The organism is Mucilaginibacter sp., from assembly GCF_028287845.1.
Classification (GTDB): Bacteria; Bacteroidota; Bacteroidia; order Sphingobacteriales; family Sphingobacteriaceae; genus Mucilaginibacter.
On the sequence record NZ_JAQBOW010000016.1, the window covers coordinates 1 to 8,317 of the forward strand.

The window sequence follows — 8,317 nt, forward strand, 5'->3', positions numbered from 1 at the left end:
ATTTACCGGCTATTACTTTGGTAATTTTTGAAAAAAAGTTATCCTTGGTTTTTTCTAACCCGGCATCAAGCACCTCCTGCTCTTGTGGTGTGCTTTCCTTTTTCTTAAAAAAATCAAATAATCCCATTGCCTTAAATGTGCAGATATGCAAATGTGTAGATGTGCAAATTAATAAATATTAGTTAAACGCTTTTTATTCAAACATTTGTATAGGCGCATATCCCTGCACCTATACAAAAAAAGCCCTCTCGTATCAACAAGATGGCTTAAATATTATATAAGGTTATTCCCGGGTTATAATTTTCCGGCAATAGCATCCTTAACAAAATCGTTAGCTACGATTTGTGTTTTGAATGAATAAGCACCTGTTTTTGGCGACTTATTCATGGTGATTACTTTTGAAAAATCTTTGCCTTTACCGGCAACTTTCAGGGTTGCAACTACTTTCTTTGCCATGTCTTTTTAATTATTGAATGAGTGAATTAGTGAATGAGTTATTGGCTCGATCCAATTAATTACTTAATTTCTTTATGAACAGTTACTTTTCTTAAAACCGGGTTGAATTTTTTCATTTCCAGTCTCTCTGTTGTATTCTTTTTGTTCTTGGTGGTAATGTAACGAGACATACCCGGCATACCGGTTGCCTTGTGCTCTGTGCACTCTAATATTACCTGAACTCTATTACCTTTCTTAGCCATCTTATTTATTTTTATGGTTGATATTAAACAGAAAACAATGACTGATCACTATTCTCCACTCACTAATCAACTATTATATATATCCTTTTTTTACAAACTTGTTGATACAAGCTGTTATACCGTTTTTGCTGATAGTTTTAACAGCTGATGTAGACACCTTTAAGGTTATCCATTTATCTTCTTCAGGGATATAAAACTTTTTAAGCTTTAGGTTTGGATGAAACCTGCGTTTAGTTTTACGGTTTGAGTTAGAAACGTTGTTTCCAACTATTGACGCCTTTCCTGTTAAATCACAAATTCTTGACATGACAATTATTTTTTAATTCGCCCTTTTATTAAAAGAGTTTGCAAATATCAGGATTTTAAGTCAAATAGACAACAGTGTATTTAAATATTTTCAAATTCTTTTTTATTGGACTGATTTATGCTGAAAATCGTAATTTTACAGCGTCGTTTAAACTCGCGAATAAACCCATTTTTATACTAAAAACAATGAAGATCACCTCTTTTGACCATTACAAAGAAATATATAAACAAAGCGTTAACCAACCGGAAGAATTTTGGGCCGGCATTGCCGATAGTTTTTTATGGAAAAAAAAGTGGAACAAGGTATTAGAATGGAACTTTAAAGAGCCGAATATTAAATGGTTTGAGGGAGCGACGCTTAATATTACCGAAAACTGTTTAGACAGGCACCTGAATACCCTAAGCGATAAACCCGCTATAATATGGGAGCCAAATGATCCTAATGAAGATCACCGGATATTAACGTATAAACAATTGCATGATAAGGTTTGCCAGTTTGCCAATGTATTAAAAAACAACGGCGCCAAAAAAGGCGACCGTATATGTATATATATGCCCATGGTGCCCGAGCTGGCTATCGCCCTTTTGGCTTGCGCGCGCATTGGCGCTATCCATTCGGTTGTTTTTGGCGGATTTTCGGCACAGTCCATATCAGACAGAATACAGGATGCTGCCTGTAATATAGTTATTACTGCCGATGGTGGTTTTAGAGGAAACAAGGATATTCCGTTAAAATCTGTTATTGACGACGCACTGGTAACCTGCCCGTCTGTAAAAAAGGTTATTGTACTTACCCGTACCCGCACGCCGGTTTCCATGATTAAAGGTCGGGATGTTTGGTGGGAAGACGAAATTAAAAAGGTAGAAACACAAGGCAACCCGGATTGCCCTGCCGAAGAAATGGATGCCGAAGATATGTTGTTCATCCTCTATACTTCCGGCTCTACCGGGAAACCAAAGGGTGTAGTACATACCTGCGGCGGCTATATGGTGTATACGGGTTTTACTTTTGATACTACGTTTCAGTATCAACCCAATGAGGTTTATTTTTGCACAGCAGATATTGGCTGGATAACCGGGCACTCTTACATTGTATACGGACCCCTATCGCAAGGCGCAACTTCACTAATGTTTGAGGGCATACCAACCTACCCGGACGCCGGGCGTTTGTGGGATATTGTAGATAAATATAAAGTAAACATATTATATACCGCGCCTACGGCCATACGCTCATTAATGAGTTTTGGTGATGATGTATTAAAAGACAAGGACCTGAGTTCACTAACGAAACTGGGATCGGTAGGTGAGCCTATTAATGAGGAAGCCTGGCATTGGTTCGATGAAAAAATTGGTAATGGCAAATGCCCTATTGTTGATACCTGGTGGCAAACCGAGAATGGAGGGCACATGATAAGCCCGATTGCCGGCATTACCCCATTAAAACCCGGATATGCAGGTTTGCCTTTGCCGGGCATACAGCCTGTTTTAGTTGACGAGAAAGGCGATGTAATTGAGGGCAACGGCGTAAGCGGTAATTTATGTATTAAATTCCCGTGGCCGGGCATGCTGCGCACTACCTATGGCGATCATGAGCGCTGCCGTACCACCTATTTTGCTACTTACCCGGATATGTATTTTACCGGCGATGGTTGCCTGCGTGATGAAGACGGCTACTACCGCATAACCGGCCGTGTTGATGATGTATTAAACGTATCGGGCCACCGCATTGGCACTGCCGAAGTGGAAAACGCTATTAATATGCACAGCAGCGTGGTAGAATCTGCCGTGGTTGGTTACCCGCATGACATTAAGGGACAAGGCGTATATGCCTTTGTGGTATGCCCCAACAAGCATGACGATGACGAACTTACCCGCAAGGATATAGTTATGACAGTTGCCCGTATTATAGGCCCCATTGCCAAACCCGATAAAATTCAGTTTGTAACCGGCTTGCCTAAAACACGATCAGGCAAAATAATGCGCCGTATATTAAGAAAGATAGCCGAAGGTGATACCAGTAATTTAGGCGACACCTCTACCCTGCTTGACCCGGCTGTGGTTGAGGAGATTAAGGCGGGAGCGTTGTAGATTTACAGATATATAATTTATATATTATCTTTATCACTATAATGGAAAACAAAGATGTCCGTTGGCAACAACGCTTTCAGAGTTTTGAAAAGGCTTTTTTATTTTTTAAATCAGCGGTGGATAAAGAAAATTATACGCCCATTGAGATAGGTGGTTTGGTAAGGTCGTTAGATTCTACATTTGAATTAGGTTGGAAAACACTTGAACAATATTTGTATGAACAAGATTTTAATATTACCTATCCACGTGAAATAATAAAGATTGGCTTTCAATTGAAAATAATTGGAGACAGTGATACATGGTTATGTATACTTCAAAAATGTAATGAGTTATCACATATTTATGATGAAACAATAGCAAAACAAGCCGTTAGAATTATTAAATTTCAATATTATCATGCAATAGAGCATGTATATTGCAGGTTAAAGGAAATACAATCGGAGTAAAGAAATTAATAAGGTTTTATTGAAACAGCTTTGACAGTTCAATACTAAACCCTTGTAATAATATAGAATTCAAGGTTTCATGCTTTTGAACTTTTTGAGGTAGCTGATAGCTACCATCTTTCAACGCATATAGATCTGCATTTTCCTGTACAGGGTCAATAATAATATATTCTTTAACGCCGTATTTTTCATAAATATCTTTTTTCTGGCGCAAATCATAATAGGCATTTGATGGAGAAAGAATTTCAATAACTAAGTTCGGTGCACCTTCAATTACGTTTTTTACAAGCTCAGCCTTTCTTTGTTCAGAAATATATAATACATCTGGTTGTAAAACATTACCATCATCAAACTTTACATCACATAGGCGCGGCAAGTACTACACCGTTATTATTAGTGCTATCTAAATAGTTCAGGATAATTTGCGAAAGCCTTATACTAATAGTTTGATGGATCGGTGTCCTTGATGGCCAATCAACCAAACAGCCATTAATATATTGATATGGCGCTCCTATGGGGAGTCGCATGTATTCATCAATTGTAAACTTCTTTTCTTCAGCAAGCATAAATTAAATATAACTAATTTTGAGTCAAAATGAAAAACACCCTACCCAACATATTAGTAGTAAACGACGATGGTATTACCGCACCCGGCATAAAGGCCCTGATGCATGTAATGAAAGAGATTGGCCGCGTAGTGGTTGTAGCGCCGGATAGTCCGCAATCGGGCATGGGGCACGCCATTACCATAGGCAAACCGCTGCGTTTAGATAGGGTTGATATTTACGAAGGTATAGAAATGTACAGCTGCTCTGGCACCCCGGTTGATTGTGTGAAGCTGGCTGTTACCAAAATATTTAAAGGTAAAAAGCCGGATCTATGTGTGTCCGGTATTAATCATGGCTTGAACAATGGTATAAATGTGTTATACTCGGGCACCATGTCGGCAGCGGTAGAGGGGGCTATAGAAAGTATACCATCTATCGGATTTTCATTGGATGATTATACCCTGCAAGCCGATTTTAGCCATTGCCTTAAATATGTTAAAGAAATAGCGTTACAGGTTTTAACCAATGGCTTACCTACGGCTACGTTGCTTAATGTAAACTTTCCCAAAGGCGCGCATATAAAAGGTATAAAAATTTGCCGCCAGGCCAACGCCAAATGGGCCGAAGAGTTTGATGAAAGAATTGACCCTTACAAACGGCCATATTATTGGTTAAGCGGTGTGTTTCAATTAAATGATCATGGCGAAGATACCGACTCATGGGCGCTGGATAATAACTTTGCGTCAGTAGTCCCCATACAGTTTGATATGACTGCGCACCATGCTATACCTGTTTTAAATAGCTGGAATTTTAATATTTAAACCTGTATAGCGATTAAAAGTCAGGGTAGGACCAGGTAGATCAGGGTAGACCAGGCTATGTGGTTATTCCTTAATTGCCAGCAAGGTTAAGTCTATTCCTTTTGCTACATAAAGTTCTCCGCATAATAACGGGAAATCCGGATTATTTAAAACCCATAATTCGCTTTTCTTATTAGCACTTACAGCGTGCAAAACGGGGGCTACCTTATTGTTTATTTTATAAACGGTAGTATCATTGGTATCAACTGTAAATTTAATTCCGTTAAGCTCAAACGGTTCATTTTTAACCATACTGGTATAGGTGGTTTTTGAAACAGTTACAAAAGTTTCATCGTCCTTCAGCTTGGTAACATTATCAGCATCGGGTGTGCGTACGACTAACTTTGTACCACTATCCTGTGCTTTTGCCGATATCGAAAAAACGCCGGTACCAAAGTCATCAACGTTCCATTGCACATTGGTTGGGTCGCCTATTGATTTTACAGTTAAAGTGATAGGGATATGCTGACCCGCGTTACGTAAATAAGCGGTGTAGCTCATAACCGTTCCCGGTTTAATTTTGGGTATATATTTTTGAGCAAATACTACAGTTGTTAATACTATAAATAGCGGTGCTAACATTATTTTTTTCATCCTTAAAAGTATAAAAAAATCCACCAGTGAAAATAAATAATCAAAATAGGGCGCACACTCGTATTTTTGGCTTTATACTGATGATAACTAAACCCGTAAAATGAAATATTACCTGGTTGCAGGCGAGGCTTCCGGCGATCTGCATGGAGCCAATTTAATGAAGGAACTAAAAAAGCTCGACCCACAAGCCGAGTTCCGTTTTTTTGGTGGCGATTTAATGCAAGCCGAAGGCGGAACGTTAGTTAAGCATTATGCAGATATGGCCTTTATGGGTTTTTTTGAGGTAGCAGCGAACCTGCGTACTATATTAAAGAACCTGGCTTTTTGTAAATTGGATATAGCCAACTACCATCCCGATGTTTTAATTCTGATTGATTTTCCGGGTTTTAATTTAAAAATAGCCGCATTTGCCAAAGAAAACAATCTGCCGGTTAACTACTATATATCTCCTAAAGTTTGGGCATGGAACCAGAAACGGGTATTAAAGATAAAAAAGATAGTCGATCATCTTTTCTGCATATTACCGTTCGAAGTTGATTTTTATAAAGAGTGGGGCATGGAGGTGGATTATGTTGGCAATCCGCTATTAGATGCCATCGCCGGTTTTAAGCCCGATGCCGATTTTTTAAACAAAAATAAATTAACCGGCAAAAAGATCATCGCCTTATTACCCGGCAGCCGCAAACAGGAAATCAACTATTTACTGCCTGATATGATCGCCGTTGCAAACCAATACCCCCATTATCAATTTGTAATTGCAGGCGCGCCCCCATTTAACAGTGAATATTATCAGCAATATTTAAATGGTAAATCTATACCTGTTTTATTTGATGCTACTTATGATATTTTAAGCAACGCCCATGCTGCTGTAGTAGCCTCCGGAACTGCCACTTTAGAAACTGCTTTATTTAATGTGCCGCAAGTGGTAGTATATAAAGGCAACCCAATATCAATAACTATTGCCCGTATGGTTGTTAAAATAAAACACATATCATTGGTTAACCTAATAATGAATAGCGGTATTGTAAAAGAGCTAATTCAGCAGGATTGTACCCCTGCAATCATAGGCGCAGAGTTAGATCTTATCCTCAATAATAAAATCTACCGCCAAACTATGTTATCTAATTATGACCAACTGGACGAGAAAATGGGAACACCGGGTGCATCTGCAAAAACAGCTGCTTTAATTGTAAAATACGCCACAAAAAAATAAAGCCTTGCAAAATGCAGGGCTTTATCGTTTTCATAGGAGATAATAGATTTTTATAGGTAGATATATTGATCAGGCGGCTTTTTGTTGAGTCGACTGGTTGTTGCTGGTGATAAACTGACCATTTTCTCTGAAAGCTTGCAGGTCTGCAGTTAACATTTCTTTTAATTCGTTGTCAAAGCCTTTTAATAATTTACTTGTTGCTGGTTTTTGTTGAGTTTCCATAGGTTGATGGTCTTTTGTAGGTTAAACAAATGTTTTACTATGCAACTGATAATTGTTCAGTTTTAATTACTCTTAAAAAACTCCTCACTCCTCTTATCATTTTAAGATCATTCATTATTATTTCTCTTAATTCATTATCAAAGCGAGCTACTAATTTGCTGGTTGCAGGTTTTTGTCGGGTTTTCATAAAGTATGTTTTGATTTTCTTTTTGTACTTATTTAGTTTCGTTATCATCTGTTTCTGTAAGATTATCGTGTCTGCGTTTGGCTTCTTTATACTGACGTAGTACTTGTTCCTTATCGCGTTCGTCAGTAGACTTGGCAGGTTCTATAGGATTTTCCCATTCCTTTTCTTTTGTCTCTTTCGGTTTTTTCTTTTCAACAATCATAGCTTAATAACTGATAGTTGATAGGTTCTGTTCCAATTAAATGCCAAGATTTAAAATTGGGCGAAAAAAAGTCATCAATAACGCTGATTTATTTTACATTACAGCGTATAACACTGTAAACAAGTATTTTACACGACTAAAATAAATGCGAACTAAATTTAAAAATTGCATTAAAAAACAGAAACTGTTTTTTAATGCAGTACTCAGGAGTGTACAGTTGTAGTTTTATGCTGTATTTTTTTGCGGTTAAGCAGGTGCATCACTAAAGCAATAACAGATACAACGATACTCATTATACATACACCGTTCCATTGATAAAGATCCCAAAGGTGGGTAGCCACGAAGGTCCCCAATGATCCTCCAATAAAATAAGTAACCATATATACAGTGTTAATACGATTACGAGCCCCAGGGTTTGTAGCAAATATTATAGCCTGGTTTGATATATGTGTAGCCTGTACTCCCATATCCAGTAATATCACACCAACCACTAAACCCACCATGCTATGCCCCGAAAACGCAAAAACAATAAAAGAAATAATAACCAACGTTATAGTAAAGCTTGATAAATGATAAGGATCCATTTTATCGCTTAATCTTCCCATGGCACCTACTGCCAGGGCACCAAAAGCACCAACCAGGCCAAATAAACCTGCAATATCACTGCCCATGTTAAAGTTTTGCTGTAGTAAAAAGGTAAGTGTGCTCCAAAAAGCGCTAAAACAAGCGAAGCACAGGGCACCACGCAGCGCGGCTAACCTAAGTTTAGGATCATCCCTTATTAAATGCATCATAGATAGCATTAGGTGTTTATAAGTACCTTCATAATCGGGCTCAACCTCGGGCAACAGGTAATATACCAAAGCCCACATAACCATCATTAAGCCTGCGGCTATATAAAACATATTACGCCATCCAAAATGCGCCCCAACAAAACCACTTAGTGTTCGTGA

13 protein-coding genes and 1 pseudogene are annotated in these 8,317 nt (G+C 38.3%); 4 read left to right on the forward strand and 10 right to left on the reverse strand.

Annotated elements, in window-relative coordinates:
• The 4 genes and pseudogenes from JWP71_RS01565 to rpmB form a co-directional block, all read right to left on the reverse strand.
• A pseudogene (locus JWP71_RS01565) lies at nucleotides 1–127 on the reverse strand (signal recognition particle-docking protein FtsY); the annotation flags it as partial.
• A 167-nt stretch (nucleotides 128–294) separates the two neighbouring features.
• Nucleotides 295–456 carry a DUF4295 domain-containing protein gene (locus tag JWP71_RS01570; RefSeq protein ID WP_299496332.1) on the reverse strand — a complete coding sequence of 54 codons (162 nt, stop codon included), beginning with the start codon at nucleotides 454–456 and terminating at the stop codon, nucleotides 295–297.
• A 59-nt stretch (nucleotides 457–515) separates the two neighbouring features.
• Nucleotides 516–698 (reverse strand): 50S ribosomal protein L33, encoded by a 183-nt coding sequence (rpmG, locus tag JWP71_RS01575; RefSeq protein WP_175269406.1) that lies wholly within the window; start codon nucleotides 696–698, stop codon nucleotides 516–518.
• A 73-nt stretch (nucleotides 699–771) separates the two neighbouring features.
• Entirely contained in the window at nucleotides 772–1,005 is a 234-nt protein-coding gene (gene rpmB / locus JWP71_RS01580; RefSeq protein ID WP_144247620.1) for a 50S ribosomal protein L28, read from the reverse strand.
• A gap of 185 nt (nucleotides 1,006–1,190) precedes the next feature.
• Between rpmB and acs the strand changes: the two genes are divergently transcribed.
• Both acs and JWP71_RS01590 read left to right on the forward strand, forming a co-directional pair.
• On the forward strand, nucleotides 1,191–3,092 hold the full coding sequence (gene acs / locus JWP71_RS01585; protein WP_299496333.1) for an acetate--CoA ligase: 1,902 nt from the start codon (nucleotides 1,191–1,193) through the stop codon (nucleotides 3,090–3,092).
• A gap of 41 nt (nucleotides 3,093–3,133) precedes the next feature.
• A complete protein-coding gene (locus JWP71_RS01590; RefSeq protein WP_299496336.1) occupies nucleotides 3,134–3,538 on the forward strand; it encodes an HI0074 family nucleotidyltransferase substrate-binding subunit in 405 nt (134 codons plus the stop codon).
• A 16-nt stretch (nucleotides 3,539–3,554) separates the two neighbouring features.
• Here JWP71_RS01590 and JWP71_RS01595 read toward each other — a convergent pair whose 3' ends face one another.
• Nucleotides 3,555–3,914 (reverse strand): Uma2 family endonuclease, encoded by a 360-nt coding sequence (locus JWP71_RS01595; protein WP_299496339.1) that lies wholly within the window; start codon nucleotides 3,912–3,914, stop codon nucleotides 3,555–3,557.
• On the reverse strand, nucleotides 3,898–4,104 hold the full coding sequence (locus JWP71_RS01600) for a Uma2 family endonuclease (protein ID WP_299496342.1): 207 nt from the start codon (nucleotides 4,102–4,104) through the stop codon (nucleotides 3,898–3,900). The genes JWP71_RS01595 and JWP71_RS01600 overlap by 17 nt, the downstream gene beginning before the upstream one ends.
• Nucleotides 4,105–4,133: 29 nt before the next feature.
• Between JWP71_RS01600 and surE the strand changes: the two genes are divergently transcribed.
• Nucleotides 4,134–4,907: a 5'/3'-nucleotidase SurE gene (gene surE, locus JWP71_RS01605; protein ID WP_299496345.1), complete on the forward strand. Its 774-nt coding sequence runs from the start codon at nucleotides 4,134–4,136 to the stop codon at nucleotides 4,905–4,907.
• 63 nt (nucleotides 4,908–4,970) lie between these two features.
• Here surE and JWP71_RS01610 read toward each other — a convergent pair whose 3' ends face one another.
• A complete protein-coding gene (locus tag JWP71_RS01610; RefSeq protein ID WP_299496348.1) occupies nucleotides 4,971–5,540 on the reverse strand; it encodes a hypothetical protein in 570 nt (189 codons plus the stop codon).
• A gap of 100 nt (nucleotides 5,541–5,640) precedes the next feature.
• Between JWP71_RS01610 and lpxB the strand changes: the two genes are divergently transcribed.
• On the forward strand, nucleotides 5,641–6,753 hold the full coding sequence (gene lpxB / locus JWP71_RS01615; RefSeq protein WP_299496351.1) for a lipid-A-disaccharide synthase: 1,113 nt from the start codon (nucleotides 5,641–5,643) through the stop codon (nucleotides 6,751–6,753).
• 69 nt (nucleotides 6,754–6,822) lie between these two features.
• On the opposite strand, the gene JWP71_RS01620 is transcribed toward lpxB, so the two are convergent.
• The 3 genes from JWP71_RS01620 to JWP71_RS01630 all read right to left on the reverse strand — a co-directional run.
• Complete coding sequence (locus tag JWP71_RS01620; protein WP_299496353.1) at nucleotides 6,823–6,975, reverse strand: hypothetical protein; 153 nt, start codon at nucleotides 6,973–6,975, stop codon at nucleotides 6,823–6,825.
• Between the two features lie 215 nt (nucleotides 6,976–7,190).
• Nucleotides 7,191–7,364 carry a hypothetical protein gene (locus tag JWP71_RS01625; protein WP_299496356.1) on the reverse strand — a complete coding sequence of 58 codons (174 nt, stop codon included), beginning with the start codon at nucleotides 7,362–7,364 and terminating at the stop codon, nucleotides 7,191–7,193.
• Between the two features lie 203 nt (nucleotides 7,365–7,567).
• Nucleotides 7,568–8,317 (reverse strand): MFS transporter (locus JWP71_RS01630; protein ID WP_299496359.1); only part of this gene is annotated, 750 nt, incomplete at its 5' end.

Coding starts and splice junctions, on each gene's coding strand:
- JWP71_RS01570 (WP_299496332.1), bottom strand. CDS start 456: ATGGCAAAGAAAGTAGTTGCAACCCTGAAAGTTGCCGGTAAAGGCAAA.
- rpmG (WP_175269406.1), bottom strand. CDS start 698: ATGGCTAAGAAAGGTAATAGAGTTCAGGTAATATTAGAGTGCACAGAG.
- rpmB (WP_144247620.1), bottom strand. CDS start 1,005: ATGTCAAGAATTTGTGATTTAACAGGAAAGGCGTCAATAGTTGGAAAC.
- acs (WP_299496333.1), top strand. CDS start 1,191: ATGAAGATCACCTCTTTTGACCATTACAAAGAAATATATAAACAAAGC.
- JWP71_RS01590 (WP_299496336.1), top strand. CDS start 3,134: ATGGAAAACAAAGATGTCCGTTGGCAACAACGCTTTCAGAGTTTTGAA.
- JWP71_RS01600 (WP_299496342.1), bottom strand. CDS start 4,104: ATGCTTGCTGAAGAAAAGAAGTTTACAATTGATGAATACATGCGACTC.
- surE (WP_299496345.1), top strand. CDS start 4,134: ATGAAAAACACCCTACCCAACATATTAGTAGTAAACGACGATGGTATT.
- JWP71_RS01610 (WP_299496348.1), bottom strand. CDS start 5,540: ATGAAAAAAATAATGTTAGCACCGCTATTTATAGTATTAACAACTGTA.
- lpxB (WP_299496351.1), top strand. CDS start 5,641: ATGAAATATTACCTGGTTGCAGGCGAGGCTTCCGGCGATCTGCATGGA.
- JWP71_RS01620 (WP_299496353.1), bottom strand. CDS start 6,975: ATGGAAACTCAACAAAAACCAGCAACAAGTAAATTATTAAAAGGCTTT.
- JWP71_RS01625 (WP_299496356.1), bottom strand. CDS start 7,364: ATGATTGTTGAAAAGAAAAAACCGAAAGAGACAAAAGAAAAGGAATGG.